Genomic DNA, 18,300 nt, shown 5'->3' on the forward strand with positions numbered 1-18,300 from the left:
AATGGCTGATTAAAAAACGGAGTGATATATGAATGAATTACAGTCTGCCGCTGTTCGGGCGTTAACCCTGATGGATTTAACGACCCTGAATGACGATGACACGGAAGAGAAAGTGATTTCACTGTGCCGGAATGCAAACACGCCTTTCGGGACAACGGCTGCCATTTGTATTTATCCTCGCTTTATTCCTATTGCAAGAAAAGCACTCCGGGAGCAGGGAACACCTGACATCAGGATTGCGACTGTGACTAATTTTCCTCATGGGCGGGATGATATTGACATTGCGCTGGCAGAAACCCGAGCGGCAGTTGCCTATGGTGCAGACGAGGTAGATGTAGTTTTCCCTTACCGGGCTTTAATCGATGGGAATGAGCAGGTTGGCTTTGAGCTGGTGAAACAGTGTAAGGTTGCCTGTGGAGATATCTTACTTAAAGTGATTATTGAAACCGGTGAATTGAAAACTGAAACTCTGATAAAGAAAGCTTCTGAAATTGCGATTCGTGCCGGGGCTGATTTTATTAAGACGTCGACCGGAAAAGTTGCAGAAAATGCGACTCCTGAATATGCCAGAATGATGCTGGAAGTGATCCGGGATCTGCATGTTGCGGACAAAGTGGGTTTTAAACCAGCCGGAGGGGTGAAAACTGCACAGGAAGCCGCACATTATCTGTCGATTGCCGATGAAATTCTGGGTGACCAGTGGGTTGATCGCAGACATTATCGCTTTGGTGCATCCAGTCTGCTGAATCATCTGCTGGCTACATTAGAAGGGACGGAAGTTTCTCAGAGTTCAGAATCATATTAATCAGAGCTGTCTGGTTGTTATAAAGGAGAAAGAAGATGGCTACGCCACACATTAATGCTGAAATGGGAGATTTTGCCGATGTCGTATTGATGCCGGGAGATCCGCTCAGAGCAAAATATATTGCCGAAACATTTTTAGACGATGTTGTTCAGGTCTGTGATGTCAGAAATATGTTCGGTTATACCGGAACGTATAAAGGACGGAAAATCTCGGTGATGGGGCATGGCATGGGGATTCCATCCTGTTCTATCTATGTAACAGAGTTGATTAAAGATTTCGGTGTCAAAAAAGTGATTCGGGTCGGAAGCTGTGGTGCGGTCAGTCAGAATGTTCATATCCGTGATGTTGTCATCGGTATGGGGGCTTGCACGGATTCAAAAGTTAATCGTATCCGTTTCAAAAACCATGACTTTGCTGCAATTGCTGATTATCAGATGGTGAAAGCGGCTGAAGAAGCAGCTAAAGCTCGTGGGATTGATGTGAAAGTTGGTAATCTTTTCTCTGCGGAACTGTTTTATACGCCGGATCCGGAAATGTTTGATGTGATGGATAAATACGGTATCGTCGGTGTGGAGATGGAAGCTGCTGGTATTTATGGTGTTGCCGCCGAATATGGTGCGAAGGCGTTGACGATTTGTACGGTATCGGATCATATCAAGACCGGTGAGCAGACGACATCCCAGGAGCGTCAGACCACATTTAACGAAATGATTGAGATTGCGCTGGAATCGGTTTTGATCGGTGATGCGCAGTAGGGTGACTTTTCATTGATTTTACAGGGTGATGGAATTCACCCTGTATTTTTCAGTAGCAGGTTTTCCCCTTTGCGGGAACGTCTTTTACGGCGTAACAACAGTGTCAGCAGAATGCCACTGGTAAAACTTGCCAGAATCATCAGATACATATAACGATCACTTTTCCGATAATGGTGATCGGATATGGCGGTAACTTTTCCTGTTTCGAAAGTTATCCGAATGAAGCCGATAACATTGTTGTCATGTAATACCGGCTCAACCAGTTGCTGTCTGCCAATACTTGCTGTTTTCAGCGGTGTATCCAGCCCCAGAACATCTCTGACACTGAGTGCCGAATCACTGGCGGCAATCTGCACGCCTTCCGCATCATAAATTGTGGCATCAAACACCAGCCGATCCCGGGCCAGCTGATTGGTCAGAGATTTCAGTTTTTCTTCATCCTGCTCAACCAGAAAGTCACTTGCAGTTAACGAAGCCTGAGAAATCAGCAACTTCGTCAGTGTTTCCAACTGGTTCGCCTGAATCCGTTCATTACCTTTACTGATCATGACACTGTTTTCCGCGGTAAAGAAAAACATCAGTGCAACACTAAGTACTGCAATGATGCGCAAAACCACGCGTAGCGAGAACAGAGAACCACCCATCGTATTTTAACCACAAGAAATTGTATCTGGAGCCATATTGATACTTGCGTTTTTAAATTGCAATAGGGTAACGTCGGGTTACTTTCATTACAGGTGAATTTCATGAACTCGCAAAAGACATTGTTAATTACAAAAAATACTGCAGTGGCTGAGCATTTGCACAAACGCATACAGCAAAATATTCAGACGGACTGGCTCTTATATGGCGTATCACTTTCGTCTGATTTTTTTACCCGTCTCGATGAGTTAACCGGCATGTTTAATCCGGTGAGCCGGATTTGGCGTGTTGGTGACTATGATGTCGCATTGATGGGAGGACATTTAACTGAATCTCATGAGAAAGCCCTTCAGCAGTTGAAAGTTGATTATGCCAGAATTGATGATCTGCCTGATTTGAGCCAACCCGGATTATTGTTGATGGATATGGATTCGACTGCTATTCAGATCGAATGCATTGATGAAATTGCCAAGCTCGCAGGTGTTGGTCAGGAAGTTTCAGAAGTGACTGAACGGGCGATGCAGGGAGAGCTCGATTTCGAGCAAAGTCTTCGTCAGCGTGTCTCAAAGTTAACCGGAGCTGATGAATCTATTCTGGAACAGGTCCGGGTGAACCTTCCTTTCATGCCTGAATTGCAGGAACTGATCAATGCGCTGAAAGAGCGGGGATGGCGGACTGCAGTTGCATCCGGTGGATTTACCTATTTTTCCGATTATCTGAAAGAGGCATTAGCGCTGGATTATACCCAGTCTAATACGTTGGAGATCATCGATGGTCGGTTGACCGGAAAGGTGCTGGGAGAGGTTGTTTCAGCACAGATAAAAGCAGATATTCTGCACAAACTGGCAACAGAATACGGTATTGCAAGAGCAAATACCGTGGCTGTCGGTGATGGTGCCAACGACTTGATCATGATGGATGCCGCGGGGCTGGGAATTGCTTTTCACGCGAAACCTAAAGTTGTGGCTCAGGCCCGGTCAGCAATTCGCTATGCGCAACTGGGTGGAATCCTCTGCATTTTGTCTGCAAGTCTGATGCTGGAGTCCTGAATAATTAGCAAGATATGGCCGGATTCCGTATCTTGCTGTTTTCTTCGGTTGTGAGCTAGGGACTATTGATTTCCAGTCGGATCAGAACTTCTTCGGTAATATCGAAGAATTCACCGTACCCCACAATCGATGCAATAGACTTTTCGATGCTTTTGGCATGGTGCAGACTGATGAGTGACAATTCGTCCAGATCCGAACGCAGCAGGGTAGCAAGCGGATGAAAAACAGGAATAGCACAATACCTGAGTACATAAATATCTCCCATGACCAGCGAATCCTGAATAAATGAAATCCTTTCTTTGACTGTTGTGAAGTCGGACAGTAAGCGAGTTTCGATTGACTGTATCCGGTTGCCGAATTTTCTGACGGAAAGATAGATATCAAAATATTGAGGCCCGGCACCATCCACATGTTTCATCGGTTGAGCAATCAGTGTGTTACTGTGACCTTTGAAAAAAGGATCAAGAGACATATAGCCTTCTTCATGTCCTAATTTTGCCAGCAAGATCAGATAGGGTTCCAGCGGCGTTTTGACACCGATCGCACTGGTTTTCAGGTAGGCGCCCTGGCGTTCGACAAAAATAGGTGCGCAGACGACTTTATCCAGCAGAATATGATGTAATCCTTCCAGAAGTTCCAGAGTTGGCAGCACTTCATTACTTTCGATCAGCTTATCCCGGTTGCTCTCTATTAATCTGCTGAAGAAACGAATGATTTTGACGGTATGACTGTCCTCCTGAATGGCCAGTTGAACCACCTGGCCATTTGGCGTGATTCGGGCAACCTGATAAGGCACGTGATCCAGAGGCAGCTTCTTGTTATAGAGCTTCAGTTCAAGATAGTCGATATTGACCAGATCTCCGACTTTCAGAACAACCGGCGTGTCGAGCGTAATACTGACGCCCCGTCTGGATAGATCCAGCGTTTTTCCACTAATAGGCACATCTTGCTGAGCCAGCTGGATTTTTATCGGAGAATTCAGCCGGTAACGAGGTTCTTTCCTCTGTGTCCGGGCATCAAAGAAAATAGAAATAGGGTAACCGCTTACTTTTCTGGGATGGCGGAAGATATTTAACTCACTGCTGGGCATCTTCGGTTTATCGACCAGAAGGTAATCGTGTGCTGTTTCCGGATTGCTGATTTCTTGCAGAATACCGCAGTGGGTCAGAGAAGAAAGATGCTTTGTCAGCTCTGGTGACTCTGTAGCAAGACTTTCACGCTCCTGATCGGAGAGCTCAAACATTGAAATCCGAAAAGCCCGCCATGAAGCCTTTTTCGCGCCGATGTGCCAGAATAATTTTCGTTGTTCCGGTGTTCCTTCGGACTTCATCATGGAAAAGAACAGGCTTTTGTCCTGATAATCGTGTTTAAAGGTATAAAGGGTATTGCTGCTTTCGCTTACTCCCGGTTTGGCAAGTATTTCCATTCGATGCGGATTAAACAGGTTGCCGAGTGACTGTTGATTTCTTTCATCATGCCAGTAGTGCCAGATGTCATGATTACTTTCGGTCAAAAGAACGACTTTCAGTTCATTCCCCTGAAAGAAAACCGGTAGCTGGCAGGCATGTTTCAGAAATGTATGCTCGTAGGCGCGGGTTCTGGCCCGCATGATTTTATCCTGATTATCGTGACGTATTTTCTGGGTTTCATTGAACAAGTGTTCCTGAATGACCTGATCGATAACCTGAGTCTCGGTCAGTTTTCTCAGGCGGAGGAATTTCACTGAATCATTGTCGAGGGATTCATCAACACCAAGGATTCGGTATTTGATCGGTTGCTGAAGATCTTCAAGATGTGTATGTTTCTGTTCCAGTTCAGTAAAACGGATATGAATGGTTTCTCCTAATTTATAGTCGAAAGCGGCAGGAACTTTAACTTTTGCACCGGAAGGTGAAATATCGAGAGTAATCGATGCAACCGGCTGGCCACCTGACAGGGTGATTTCAACCTGAGATGTAATCTTCAAACGGTTTTCACGACGTTTCAGGTCATAACCTAAATTGATCGTTTCGACTTCAAAAGGGCTGCCTGAATCCGTAATATTGGGCTGTTTGGTAATGTTTCTTTCTTTCATTACCCGGAAGTTGTTACGGGTGTTATAAAGCGCTTCCCATACACCTTCGGTATAGCCACCAAATTTTTTGACATGCTTGTAATAGTCATTAAATGCCACATCATCCAGCCAGTGATGCAGACCATCGAGTATATATTCCCGGCATTCGCCCTGAACCCGGCCTCTTAGGTCGACAGTTTTTGTACAGGGGCTCATCACCCGGTTCAATTCCATTTTGACGAGTAATTTTGCGGATGGCGGCTGACCTTCTGTCATCTGTGACAGAATTTTCTCAAAATCATCTGAGTTATAAGCTGGAATTAATTTTTCCGCGATAGATCTAATTTCTGTTTTTTGCATAATTATTTATGATGTCCACGCTCTGAAATAATTATCGGCTTTTTTCATCAATCTTTTAGTGAGTTGTTTGTTATATTTCGGAATAGGCCAAATTTAAACTGTATACTGAATCACATTCAATAGTCGAGTCGAGGGGATATGGCGAAGACAAAAAGAGCATATGTTTGTAACGATTGTGGGGCTGATTTCCCTCGCTGGCAAGGGCAATGTAACGCATGTGGCGCCTGGAACACCATTACGGAAGTTCGTTTGGCTGCTTCACCTCAGGTTTCCAGAAATGAGAGGTTGAGCGGTTATGCCGGAGCAATCTCTGAGGCTAAAGTACAGACACTGGCTGAAATTGATCTTCAGGAAGTTCCTCGTTTTACCAGCGGATTCAGAGAATTTGACCGGGTGCTGGGCGGCGGTGTTGTTCCCGGAGCTGCCATCCTGATCGGCGGTAATCCCGGTGCCGGCAAATCGACACTATTATTACAGGTGATGTGTTATCTCGCCAATGGTATGCCAACATTGTATGTGACCGGAGAAGAGTCGCTTCAGCAGGTTGCGATGCGCGCATCCCGGCTGGGGTTGCCGAAAGAACAGTTGAAGATGTTGTCTGAAACCAGTGTGGATAGAATATGTCAGATTGCTGAGCAGGAGCAGCCGAAGATTATGGTGATTGACTCCATTCAGGTGATGCATGTTGCTGATGTTCAGTCTTCCCCGGGAAGTGTTGCTCAGGTTCGGGAGTCTGCAACGGCTCTGACCCGATATGCAAAACAGAATAATGTCGCAGTGTTTATTGTTGGCCATGTAACCAAAGACGGCACATTAGCCGGACCGAAAGTGCTTGAACATATTATTGACTGTTCCGTATTACTGGATGGTGGTTCCGACAGTCGTTTCAGAACTCTGAGAAGTAACAAAAACCGTTTTGGTGCCGTGAATGAGCTGGGAGTTTTTGCCATGACGGGGCAAGGGATGAGAGAGGTCAGCAATCCGTCTGCTATATTCTTATCCAGAGGCGAAGAAGAGACTTCCGGCAGTTCGGTGATGGTTGTCTGGGAAGGCACCCGGCCACTGCTGGTAGAAATTCAGGCGCTGGTCGATTATTCACAACTGGCTAATCCGCGTCGGGTTGCTGTCGGGCTGGAACAGAATCGTCTTTCTTTACTACTGGCTGTTTTACACAAACACGGAGGACTGATGATGGCTGATCAGGACGTATTTGTGAATGTGGTTGGTGGCGTGAAAGTTACGGAGACCAGTGCTGATCTGGCATTGGTGATGGCTTTATTGTCGAGTTTCCGGGATCGGGTTTTACCGAAAGATGTTGTGGTATTCGGTGAAGTGGGTCTGGCCGGGGAAATCCGTCCGGTACCGAGTGGGCAGGAACGGTTGAACGAAGCGTTTAAGCATGGTTTCAGGAAAGCGATTATTCCAAGCGCCAATATGCCGAAAGGAGGCATTGAAGGTATGCAGATTCACGCCGTGAAAAAACTGGCCGATGCAATTCAGGCATTTGATGAGCTGTAAGAGAATATGTATTGTTCGCCCGGGCGAATGACCGGGAATTATGCTTGAAATTTCTCCCGGAAACCGGGCAGGAAAATATTTTTCACCAAACTGCGAGCGGGGCTATCAGTCTTGACAGATTATGATATACTCTGCGCGCAATTTATACCTTATTAACAGAGTAAGACAATGACTGATTTATCTAAATACAGAAACATTGGTATTTTTGCTCACGTAGACGCGGGTAAAACTACCTCTACAGAGCGTATCTTAAAGCTAACTGGTAAAATCCACCGTACTGGTGAAGTTCACGATGGCGCTGCAACAACTGACTTCATGGAGCAGGAAGCTGAACGTGGTATCACTATCCAGTCAGCAGCAACAACCTGTTTCTGGAACGACCACCGCCTGAACATCATCGATACTCCGGGACACGTTGACTTCACTGTTGAAGTATATCGTTCTCTGAAAGTTCTTGATGGTGGTGTTGGTGTATTCTGTGGTTCAGGTGGTGTTGAGCCTCAGTCAGAAACAAACTGGCGCTATGCGAACGATTCCGGTGTTGCCCGTTTGATCTTCGTGAACAAACTGGACCGTATGGGTGCAGACTTCTACCGTGTTGTTGAGCAGGTGAAAAACGTCCTGGCTGCAAACCCACTGGTTATGACACTGCCTATCGGTATCGAAGATGATTTCAAAGGTGTTATCGACCTGCTGAATCAAAAAGCACTGATCTGGGATGAGTCTGGTCAGCCAGAAAACTACACCGTTGAAGAAATTCCTGCTGAGTATGCAGAAAAAGCTGCTGAATACCGTGAAATGTTGATTGAAACTGCGGTTGAGCAAGACGATGACCTGATGATGGCTTACATGGAAGGTGAAGAACCTTCGATTGAAGACCTGAAACGTTGTATCCGTAAAGGGACTCGTGATCTGGTATTCTTCCCAACTTTCTGTGGTTCTGCATTCAAGAACAAAGGTATGCAGCCAATGTTGGATGGTGTTGTTGACTATCTGCCAGCACCAACAGAAGTTATTCCTCAGGATCTGACTGACGAAGCAACTGGCGAACCAACTGGTGAAGTCGCGAAGGTTGATCCAAGTGAGCCGCTACGTGCGCTTGCATTTAAGATCATGGACGACCGTTTCGGTGCTCTGACCTTTATCCGTATCTACTCTGGTGTGATGAATAAGGGTGATACTATTCTGAACTCTGCAACAGGTAAAACTGAGCGTATCGGCCGTATGGTTGAGATGCATGCAAACGAGCGGAATGAAATCACATCAGCACAGGCTGGTGATATCATCGCCGTTGTAGGGATGAAGAATGTACAGACTGGTCACACGCTTTGTGATCCGAAGAACCCTTGTACGCTTGAGCCAATGATCTTCCCGACTCCGGTTATCGAAATCGCAGTTAAGCCTAAAGATAAAGGTTCAACTGAGAAAATGGGTATTGCAATCGGTAAAATGGTTGCAGAAGATCCATCATTCCAGGTTGAAACTGATGAAGATTCAGGTGAAACAATCCTGAAAGGTATGGGTGAACTTCACCTGGATATCAAAGTTGATATCCTGAAGCGGACTTACGGTGTTGAACTTGAAGTTGGTAAACCTCAGGTAGCTTACCGTGAAACAATCACTCAGCCTGTTGAAGACAGCTATACGCACAAGAAACAGTCTGGTGGTTCTGGTCAGTTCGGTAAGATCGATTACCGTATCAAACCAGGTGAGCCAAACTCTGGCTTCAAGTTCTCTTCTACAGTTGTCGGCGGTAACGTACCTAAAGAATTCTGGCCTGCAATTGAAAAAGGTTTTGCGGGTATGATGGCTGAAGGTGTTCTGGCTGGATTCCCAACGCTTGACGTTGAAGTAGAACTGTTTGACGGTTCTTACCACGCAGTTGACTCATCTGCCATCGCATTTGAAATTGCTGCAAAAGGTGCATTCCGTCAGTCAATGCCAAAAGCTGGCCCTCAACTTCTTGAACCAATCATGAAAGTTGACGTCTTCTCTCCAGAAGATAACGTTGGTGATGTTATCGGTGACCTGAACCGTCGTCGCGGCATGATCAAGGATCAGGAAGCTGGTGCAACTGGTGTTCGCATTAAAGCAGACGTTCCTCTGTCAGAAATGTTCGGTTACATTGGCCATCTGCGTACAATTACTTCTGGTCGTGGTCAGTTCTCTATGGAATTTGCTCACTACTCAGCATGTCCTGCAAACGTTGCAGAACAGGTAATTGCTGAAGAGAAAGCGAAGAAAGCTGCGAAGTAATTCGTTTCGTTTTCTGAACCTTGAGATGAAGCTCCGTTGTATGACGGAGCTTTTTTTATACCCGCTCGATAATATCAAGCTCGTCTAAACCGGAGAGTGTGAATAAAGCGATCTGTTCTTGTATCCAGGCAATAAACACTTTGACTTTTTTTCTTTGCAGATAACTCTCAGGCGCACAGATGTAGTAGCTATAGCGGGAACGGATTGCCTGACTGCCAATCCGAATCAGTTTATTCTCCTGAATATAGCGATGAGCCAGCGAGTGTTTCATCAAAGCCACGCCCTGTACAGCTAATGCACCTTCAAGGACAAACAGTGAGCCTTCATACTGGAGTGTCGGGCGGCCGGTTGGGGCGTTTAATGATTTCAGCCACAGTTCCCAGCTCATATCAGGAATCATGTCTTCAATTAAATCAACCCGGTGTAAGTCATTGACTGACTCAATTCTGTGTTGCTTTTGATAAAGCGGATGACAAACCGGATAGAGCACTTCATCCATCAGCTTGATACTGGTGAGATTTTCATAACTCCCCTGACCATAGCGGATACAGAGATCAACCGAGTCATCCTGAAACGTCACCAGTGCATCTTTCGGATCGATAAGTAACATAATGTCAGGATGCTTTTCTCTGAATTCCTGAAGCTTAGGTACAAGCCAATGCTGGGCAAAAGCCGGGTGGGTAGAAATCGAGAGTTGATTGGGAGTTGGATCCTGAGTTAACTGCTGTATACCGGCATAGAGTTCTGAAAATCCTTTCTGGGCGTACTTATATAATATTTGGCCTTCAGCGGTGAGGTGAACTTTCCGGTGTTGACGGATAAATAACTCGCACTTTAACCACTCTTCCAACTGGCGTATCTGCTGACTGATTGCAGCTGCGCTGACAAAGAGTTGCTCGGATGCAATTTTGAAGCTTCCTGCTTTGGCTGCCATGTAAAAATAATAGACGGATTGTAAAGGAGGTAGGCGGCTTTTCACTTAAGTTTTCCTTAACTGATTGTCAGATTTTATCGTTTGTACCCTAGCTGATTTTCGACAATTATTAACCACGGAAAGACCACATATCAAGGATAAACTATGAACGAGATTGTCAACAAACTTCAGCCGCCTGTGATTGATACTTATCGTTTTTGGGTTAAGAATATCTACTCTTTGATAAAGCAATGGCGGCAGAATGCCAAAACACGTCGGCAACTGTCTGAGCTGCCGGAGCACCTGTTGGAAGATATCGGTGTGACACCTGAAGAGGCACATAAGGAATCCCAAAAATACTTCTGGGACTGAATTATTGCCGTACTGAGGTTTTTATACCGCATTTCCGAAAATCATCCGCTTGTTAACCATACGGATGATTTTCGGTGATTAACTCCTCCCAGACAACAAACTTATCTTTTGGCCAGTGCAACCCCAACTGATGGTACTTTTTCTCAAGCAAATGCCTTTTGATTTTAAGAGTCGGTGTCAGGATTCCGTTTTCAATATTCCATACCTCTTTCACCATCAACACGCCCTTAATCTGTTCATGGGACTGTAGTTCCTGATTCACTTCTTCAACGATTCGTCTGGCCGAACGTTCATAGCGGGCTTTATCGAAGTGTGGGATATTATGTGGAACCACTAAGAGAATCGGGCCGGGAAGTCCTAAACCGATCAGGCAAAGCATTTCTACCCGGCTGGCGTGATAGAGTTTTTTCTCGATTGGTACCGGAGAAACAAATTTGCCTTTTGCTGTTTTGAACGTGTCGTTTTTTCTGCCAAGTAAGGTCAGATAACCTTCAGGATCAAGCCTGCCGATATCTCCTGTTTTAAGCCAGCCGTCTTCGGTCAGAACTTCGCGGGTTGCCTGTTCATTCTTATAGTAACCACTAAATACTCCTTTACCGTGAACCCATACTTCTCCTTCATCAGCGATTTTGAGTGTGATTCCCGGACCTGCCTGACCGACGGTGCCTATTTTCGATTTCTTATAGGGGTAATTCAGGGTGGAATAAGCGAAGGATTCAGTCATTCCCCAGGCCTCGGTAATCTTCAGACCCAGATGATCATACCAGTCTAATAAGTCAGGAGAGACCGGAGCGGAGCCGCAACCGAGAACTCTGGCTTTATTCAGTCCCAATGCATGGGCAACTTTATTACGGACGATATTGCGAACCAGCGGGATCTTCAACAGTAGATCGAGTCGTTTCTGGGGAAGTGTATCCAGAATGCGCTGCTGGAACAGTGTCCACAGCCGGGGGACTGAAATGAAAAGAGTCGGACGGTGCATTCTGACGTCTTCGATGAAAGTATCCAATGACTCAGGAAAGGCCGTTTGTGCACCGGATACAATGGATGAACCAAAAATGTAGACCCGTTCAGTAATATGAGAAAGCGGCAGGTATGAGAATAGCCGGTCATGGCTATTGATACCGATAAAATGACTTAGTTGATTGACTGACCAGCTAAAGCCACCATAACTGAGCATGGCTCCTTTTGGGGTGCCGGATGTTCCGGATGTGTAGACTATCGACATCAGTGATTCATCATTATGCTCGGGTTTTTGGTCTGTCGGCTGATGATCATGGATGAGTTGGTTATACTGATACTGGCAGTGAGGCGCACTATCATAGGGAAGTGAAATACTGATCAACTGAGATTTCTGCGCCAGTATTTCCAGTACGGATGTTGCATCATCCAGCTTACCGATAAATGCCGCTTTACACTCGCTATGCGTGATGCAGTAGTCAATCGTATCGGCATTGGCTGTCGGAAAAACAGGAACACTGACAAATCCTCCCAACATGATCGCCAGATCACAGATAAACCATTCGGCACAATTTTTCGAAACAATGGCAATGCGATCTTCGGGCTTCAGTCCGAGATCATTCAAAGCACTGACCAGCCTCAGGGCGTGATCTGCAACCTGAGCAAATGTGTATGTTTCAAAACGTCGGTGCCTGATCTGTTTCAGATAGACGGCATTGGGACGTGACTCTGCCCACTTGAGTAAATATTCATAAGGCGGCTTCAGTGTACAGCCATCAGTATGAGTTTGACTTTGTTGGTTGAGCATAAGATATATCCATATCAGACTTTGTCATTTGGCTGCTCTTATATCCGGAGAGAATCATCGGACACAGGGCTTTCATTATTGGTATATGTCTTATCTTTATTTATAGCCAGCCACAGAGCTACTGCTTTAATGAATTTCAAAGTTTTGATTGAGTTAGCTTTACTTTAAGATAATTTTAATAAATCTGTTTGTTATATAAATTATTTTTGTGATGTGTAACATGTCTCTGCGGGATGAATCGAACCTTTTTTTCCCCCTGCATCAGGTAACGGAGAATGAACGGAATGCTGTATCCGCTTTTATTGGGGAATATCACTGGGATCAGGTTCCGGATATTTCTCTATGACTTCTTTTAAGAATTCCTGATGGTTTCTCAGGGCATTGACACAATGTTTATCCAGTTTCCTTTCTGCAACCATTTTTTCCAGTTCAAGCAGAGCGAGAGGAACAGATCGAGCCTGTTTGTAAGGGCGATGGCTGGTCAGAGCGTCGAAAATATTGGCTACAGTGATAATCCGTGCCGGAACGGGAATATCATTATCTTTCAGACCGAAGGGGTAACCGCTGCCGTCCATCAGCTCATGATGGTAGGCAATGATCTCTTTCAGTGTTTGGATACAGGCATTATGCAGACATTTGGTTTGTGTTAAGACCGATTCCATAATCTCGATGCCTTTCTCGATATGTCCAACGACCTGTTTTCTTTCCATCACTGCTAATCCATCGGGTTTTAGCAGTAAGTGATGTGGCAGTGACAGCTTACCGATATCATGCAGACGGGAGAATAGAGTGATGTGGTCGATCTGTTCGTCATCAAGCTGATATGTCTGAGCCACTCCCCGGGCAATGACTTTGGTGAAGTGATACATTCTTTCCTGATGATCCCGGGTCTGAGCCAGATGTTTAGGGCTTTGTCTGAGAATGAAACTGGTCATATCAAGAATTTTATGGATGGTTTCATATTCAGTTGAAATCGCCCGCCGTATTGTTTCTATATGTTTAGAAAGTTGCTGGCAAAGTTGTTCGTTGAAGACATATCCTTCCTCTGTATTGATAAAAATAAAACCAATAAATTCATCATCGTAATACACAGGTGAGGCGAGTGATGCGCCAAAACGCTGCTCTCTCAGCCATTGACTGTGAGGGTTATGGGTTTCGAGTGAAGAAGAGAGATCATTAATATAACGGTCACACTGTTGTTCGGCGCAGTCTTTCAGTCTTGGAAGTTTACCAAGTGGATATTCATAGTGAAGCAGGACTTCACCATGTGGTGTGCTATCAGCATAGGTTTTCAGGTTATCCGATAATGGCTCATAAAGAGCAAATGAAATTCGGGCGATTTGGGGAAATTGTTCACGAATACGCTCATGGATTTCAACAAACTGTTCACTCAGGCTTCTTTGATGTGAAGTCTGTTGAACATCGTTGTGGCGGAGGTTATTCATGTGTGTACCCTTACTGCTATTTTGTACCTACTTCTTTATTTAAGTTTAGAAGATCAACTCATAAAAATAGCAGTAATCGGAAGAAAAAATTTAATTTTTCCTTCCGCAAGTCTCGTTTTTTCAGCTTAGGACGTTGTCAGCTTTTGTACCGAGTCACGCCGAACCAGAGTGGGAGAAAAACGTAGAGGTTCTGATTCTGGCTGTTCTCCTTTTGCCAGACTCAGAGCCAGCTGAGCCGCCTTTTCACCCATGAGCTGAATCGGATAAAGAACAGTGGTTAGTTTGGGTCTGACATACCTAGAGATAAAAGCATCGTCAAAGCCAACAATCGAGACCTGATCCGGTGACATCAGTCCATTTTCTTCCAGTACAGAAATTGCCCCTGCTGCCATGTTATCGTTATAGGCGACGAGAGCTGTAATATCCAGTGATTTCAGCAGCAGGTTTGTCGTTGCGATTTCTCCACCATCAGTATTCGGTTCTGCCTGCTCAATATAACTGGCTGGCAGAACGATACCGTGATCATTGAGTGCCGCTTTATATCCGGCAATTCGTTGTTCGGTATCTTCAATCAGATGTGAGGAACTGATACAGGCGATATTTCTGTGACCGTTTTTGATCAGATATTCTGTCGCCATATAAGCACCTTTAAAATTGTCCAGAGAGATGCAGCGGTCTGCTATTTCCGGTATATAGCGATTAATCAGAACCATTGATTTTACTTCGCGGGCATAGCCGATGAGTTCTTCATCCGAAAGTGCTTTGGCATGAATGACCAGTGCATCACATCGGCTGTTTATCAGGAGCTCCATCGCTTTTCGTTCGTGTTCGGCATGATGATATCCGTGACCGATAAGAACCTGTTTACCATTTTTGTGGGCAACTTTATCAACGGCTTTGACCAGCGTCCCAAAGAATGGGTCGGATACGTCATTAACCAAGACGCCGATGATGTTAGTACTTTGACTGACCAGTGCTCGTGCCGCTGCATTCGGGCGATAACCTAATTTTTGCATTGCGGCTTTGACCGCTGCAATGGATGACTGACTGGCTTTAGGAGACTGATTAACCACGCGTGAAACTGTTGCGACGGATACTCCGGCTTCACGTGCAACATCTTTTATGGTTGCCATTGAATTCCTCTACATCATTCAGCTAAAAATGGAGCGGTGAAGTCATGACATCACTCACGATTCGTTGAGATGGCCCATTTGTCTTCAGATCTTGTAAATGTGGCCATGTTCCTGCAAACGTCTGAATTCTAGCATGAACATGCAGGCATAAACATGTCACGGGATACAAAACTTTAGTTATAGAGGTGTCAAATCTAAATGAAACAGGCCTCAGAGAAAGAGGCCTGCGAGGGTCAGGTGAATACTTGCCCGAGTATCTGATCGACTTTATCCCGGTGTTCCGGGAGGATTCCGGCATAGTTAACATATCTTGGTTGATGGCGGTCATTCTCTCTGGGGTGTTCCCATCCGATTGTATGCTGAACAAAGAGATGGGCAAATGCTTCCGAGATTTCAAGACATCCGGTCAGAACCGTATCAACATAGGTTTGCAGAATCGGACTCTTATGAGTGGGAGGCATCGGAGCATCTTTCACATAGACCCAGATTTCATCGTTTGCCGAGAAAGACAGTTCAGTCTGAATTGCTGTTGATTCCAGTTGAATCCGATGATATCCACGCTCACGTTGATCAAACTGAGAGAGTTCATCAGCAGAGACATTAAGCAGAACACCATTGACAAGGCCGTCTCCTCGCTGGGCAACGAGTGGAGATGCCTGATAGCTGTCATCCACGGTTCCCCAGGAACGGATTAACCCTTCAACAACCGCAGGGCAGGCATTTCCTGTTTGTCCGGTGAGCTGCCTTGAAGATGAATTCATCAGGCTGCCATAACCAAAAATATAAATTGTCACAAATCCTCCGGGATAAAGGGCGGTTTATGCCGCCCTGAAGTTACTGAGATACGCCGTTACTTCAGATGTCATCCGGGATTTTTCTTCCGCAGATATAAAGCTGGCCTCAATTGCATTAAGCGTAAATTGTGCCAGCTCAGAGTGACTCATTGGATGTGCATTGGCAACGGCCATGAAGTTGTCCGTCATGTAACCACCAAAATAGGCCGGATCATCTGAATTGATAGTGACGCAGAGTCCTTTTCTCAAGAGCTCGACAATGTTGTGCTGCTGCATATTGTCAAACACACAGAGTTTGATATTCGACAGCGGACAGACCGTAAGCGGCATTCGTGTTTCGGCGAGTTGCTGCACCAGTTTTTCATCTTCGACGCAGCGAACGCCATGATCAACCCGCTGTACTCCGAGCAGGTTCAGAGCGTCATCAATATTGCTTGCCGGGCCTTCTTCACCTGCATGAGCTACCGGGATAAAGCCTGCATCGCGGGCCATTTGAAAGACCCGGGTAAATTTTTCCGGCGGATGGCCTTTCTCTGAAGAATCGAGACCGACGCCAATAATTTTATCCTTGTAAGGCAATGCCTGTTGCAGAGTTTCGATCGCATCGGCTTCACTCAAATGGCGCAGGAAACACATGATCAGATGGCTGGAAATACCCAGTTCCTGTTTTGCTTTGGTCAGTGCCCCGGATATTCCATTGATGATCGTTTCGAATGCAATCCCACGTGCTGTATGAGTTTGTGGATCAAAAAATATCTCGGTGTGAATCACATGATCGGCCTGACAACGGAGCAGATACGCCCAGGTCAAATCAAAGAAATCCTGTTCGTGGATCAGAACATCGGCGCCCTGATAATAGATATCAAGGAAGGATTGCAGATTCGTGAACTGATAGGCAGCCCGGACTTCTTCCGGTGTATTGAATGGGATATTGACCTGATTTCGTTTCGCCAGTTCAAACATCAGTTCTGGTTCAAGTGTGCCTTCAATATGTAGATGTAACTCTACCTTGGGTAACTTCTGGATAAAGTCTTGCATATTTGCCTCTGTGACAATCAGGTAAATTCAATTGTTATACCAATCTTAGTAATTATCTGCTCATTTAATTACTTTGATTGGTATTGATTTTTTTGTGTCATGCTATTGAGTATGCATGATCTCGTATTGAGTGTGTATTTTCTGGGGCGCTATGATATCAGTGAATGACCGGATACTGAAAACAGATGTTATGGAAAATCAGTGGGATTGAGAAAACAGAGGGATGTTATCTTCTCTCTAATGATTGCTGACTATCTGATTTCTATAGAAAAGGCTGGCGTTATTCCATGCCAGCCCTGCGAGGTAGAATTCAGAAGAGATTAGTTGTTGCTGTGCAGTTCATCATTCAGTTCAACTGCTGATTTGTTTGCCAGACATTCAACCTGACCGGTCAGCGAGTTCCGTCTGAACAGAAGATCGGATACGCCAGCCAGATCCCGGCCTTTCACGATTTCAACTTCATTTCCGTCTTTATCCAGCATCCGGACTTTGGTTCCGGCAGTGATGTACAGACCGGACTCGACAGTACAGCGATCGCCCAGCGGGAAGCCCAGACCAGCGTTCGCGCCCAGCAATGAATTCTCACCAATAGAGACAATGACTTTTCCGCCACCAGATAAGGTTCCCATGATGGAAGCACCACCGCCGATATCTGAACCGTTTCCGACCACGACACCAGCTGAAATCCGGCCTTCAACCATGCTGACGCCGGTTGTTCCGGCATTGAAGTTAATGAATCCTTCATGCATTACGGTTGTTCCTTCGCCGACATGAGCTCCGAGACGAACACGGGAAGTATCGGCAATACGCACACCTGCGGGTACAACGTAATCAACCATCTTCGGAAATTTGTCAACGCAGTCAACGCTGAGCGTGCGCCCAGCCAGACGAGCTTCCATCTGACGTTCTGCCAGTTCTGGTAAATCGATTGGACCTTCGTTGGTCCAGGCAATATTGTGAAGCAGGCCAAAGATGCCATCCAGAACTGTGCCGTGTGGTTGCACCAGACGATGGGAGATCAACTGAAGTTTCAGAAAACCTTCAGCAACTGTCTGTGGCTTGTCATCATTTGCCAGAATGACGCAAACCAGTGGCTGAGCAGATGACGCGGCTTTTGCTGCGAAGTCTGCACTGGCTGTTTCACTTCCGGCCTGAAAAGCCTGAACCAGTTCACCGGCCTGTGCTGCGGTTACTTCAAGCGTTTCATTACCGCCCTGATAGCCGATAGTCGCTGCCAATTGTGCAACCAGGTCATCGTTTGGGTTAAGGATTGGTGTCGGGAAATACGCTTCAATAATCTTTCCGTCACGGTTTTTGGTTGCAGTGCCTAGGGCCAGTGCAAAATAAGCCATTATTTATCTCCATCGGTAAATTGCGTTTCTGTTGCCGGGCTAAAATA

The 18,300-nt window shown here is 45.7% G+C and carries 15 protein-coding genes; 6 read left to right on the forward strand and 9 right to left on the reverse strand.

Annotated features, from left to right (window positions below):
• The first annotated feature begins 28 nt into the window (after positions 1–28).
• The gene (gene deoC, locus OCU74_RS03895; RefSeq protein ID WP_087480337.1) at positions 29–805 is read left to right on the forward strand and encodes a deoxyribose-phosphate aldolase; all 777 of its coding nucleotides are present in this window, start codon (positions 29–31) and stop codon (positions 803–805) included.
• 35 nt (positions 806–840) lie between these two features.
• Complete coding sequence (gene deoD / locus OCU74_RS03900) at positions 841–1,560, forward strand: purine-nucleoside phosphorylase (RefSeq protein ID WP_087480338.1); 720 nt, start codon at positions 841–843, stop codon at positions 1,558–1,560.
• 35 nt (positions 1,561–1,595) lie between these two features.
• On the opposite strand, the gene OCU74_RS03905 is transcribed toward deoD, so the two are convergent.
• A complete protein-coding gene (locus OCU74_RS03905; RefSeq protein ID WP_087480339.1) occupies positions 1,596–2,204 on the reverse strand; it encodes a YtjB family periplasmic protein in 609 nt (202 codons plus the stop codon).
• A 102-nt stretch (positions 2,205–2,306) separates the two neighbouring features.
• On the opposite strand from OCU74_RS03905, the gene serB reads away from it, so the two are divergent.
• Positions 2,307–3,251: a phosphoserine phosphatase gene (gene serB / locus OCU74_RS03910; protein ID WP_087480340.1), complete on the forward strand. Its 945-nt coding sequence runs from the start codon at positions 2,307–2,309 to the stop codon at positions 3,249–3,251.
• Between the two features lie 55 nt (positions 3,252–3,306).
• On the opposite strand, the gene OCU74_RS03915 is transcribed toward serB, so the two are convergent.
• Positions 3,307–5,664 carry a PilZ domain-containing protein gene (locus tag OCU74_RS03915; protein ID WP_087480341.1) on the reverse strand — a complete coding sequence of 786 codons (2,358 nt, stop codon included), beginning with the start codon at positions 5,662–5,664 and terminating at the stop codon, positions 3,307–3,309.
• 138 nt (positions 5,665–5,802) lie between these two features.
• Here OCU74_RS03915 and radA point away from each other — a divergent pair, with 138 nt between their 5' ends.
• Complete coding sequence (gene radA / locus OCU74_RS03920; RefSeq protein WP_087480342.1) at positions 5,803–7,182, forward strand: DNA repair protein RadA; 1,380 nt, start codon at positions 5,803–5,805, stop codon at positions 7,180–7,182.
• Between the two features lie 168 nt (positions 7,183–7,350).
• Positions 7,351–9,438: an elongation factor G gene (gene fusA, locus OCU74_RS03925; RefSeq protein WP_087480343.1), complete on the forward strand. Its 2,088-nt coding sequence runs from the start codon at positions 7,351–7,353 to the stop codon at positions 9,436–9,438.
• A gap of 55 nt (positions 9,439–9,493) precedes the next feature.
• Here fusA and OCU74_RS03930 read toward each other — a convergent pair whose 3' ends face one another.
• A complete protein-coding gene (locus OCU74_RS03930; protein ID WP_087480344.1) occupies positions 9,494–10,417 on the reverse strand; it encodes a LysR substrate-binding domain-containing protein in 924 nt (307 codons plus the stop codon).
• 99 nt (positions 10,418–10,516) lie between these two features.
• Here OCU74_RS03930 and OCU74_RS03935 point away from each other — a divergent pair, with 99 nt between their 5' ends.
• Positions 10,517–10,723 (forward strand): DUF1127 domain-containing protein, encoded by a 207-nt coding sequence (locus OCU74_RS03935; RefSeq protein WP_087480345.1) that lies wholly within the window; start codon positions 10,517–10,519, stop codon positions 10,721–10,723.
• Positions 10,724–10,775: 52 nt separating this feature from the next.
• On the opposite strand, the gene OCU74_RS03940 is transcribed toward OCU74_RS03935, so the two are convergent.
• From OCU74_RS03940 to dapD, 6 genes are all read right to left on the reverse strand, one after another.
• Positions 10,776–12,491 (reverse strand): AMP-binding protein, encoded by a 1,716-nt coding sequence (locus tag OCU74_RS03940; protein ID WP_087480346.1) that lies wholly within the window; start codon positions 12,489–12,491, stop codon positions 10,776–10,778.
• A 299-nt stretch (positions 12,492–12,790) separates the two neighbouring features.
• Positions 12,791–13,936 (reverse strand): HD-GYP domain-containing protein, encoded by a 1,146-nt coding sequence (locus OCU74_RS03945; protein ID WP_087480347.1) that lies wholly within the window; start codon positions 13,934–13,936, stop codon positions 12,791–12,793.
• A 125-nt stretch (positions 13,937–14,061) separates the two neighbouring features.
• Positions 14,062–15,069, reverse strand: a complete 1,008-nt coding sequence (locus tag OCU74_RS03950) for a substrate-binding domain-containing protein (protein WP_087480348.1) — start codon at positions 15,067–15,069, stop codon at positions 14,062–14,064.
• A gap of 233 nt (positions 15,070–15,302) precedes the next feature.
• On the reverse strand, positions 15,303–15,857 hold the full coding sequence (locus tag OCU74_RS03955; RefSeq protein ID WP_087480731.1) for a gamma-glutamylcyclotransferase family protein: 555 nt from the start codon (positions 15,855–15,857) through the stop codon (positions 15,303–15,305).
• Between the two features lie 30 nt (positions 15,858–15,887).
• Positions 15,888–16,901, reverse strand: a complete 1,014-nt coding sequence (locus OCU74_RS03960) for an adenosine deaminase (protein WP_087480349.1) — start codon at positions 16,899–16,901, stop codon at positions 15,888–15,890.
• A gap of 320 nt (positions 16,902–17,221) precedes the next feature.
• Entirely contained in the window at positions 17,222–18,253 is a 1,032-nt protein-coding gene (dapD, locus tag OCU74_RS03965; protein ID WP_087480350.1) for a 2,3,4,5-tetrahydropyridine-2,6-dicarboxylate N-succinyltransferase, read from the reverse strand.
• Between the last annotated feature and the right edge of the window lie 47 nt (positions 18,254–18,300).

Origin of the sequence: Vibrio mangrovi (assembly GCF_024346955.1) — a bacterium.
In the GTDB taxonomy this organism is placed as follows: domain Bacteria; phylum Pseudomonadota; class Gammaproteobacteria; order Enterobacterales; family Vibrionaceae; genus Vibrio; species Vibrio mangrovi.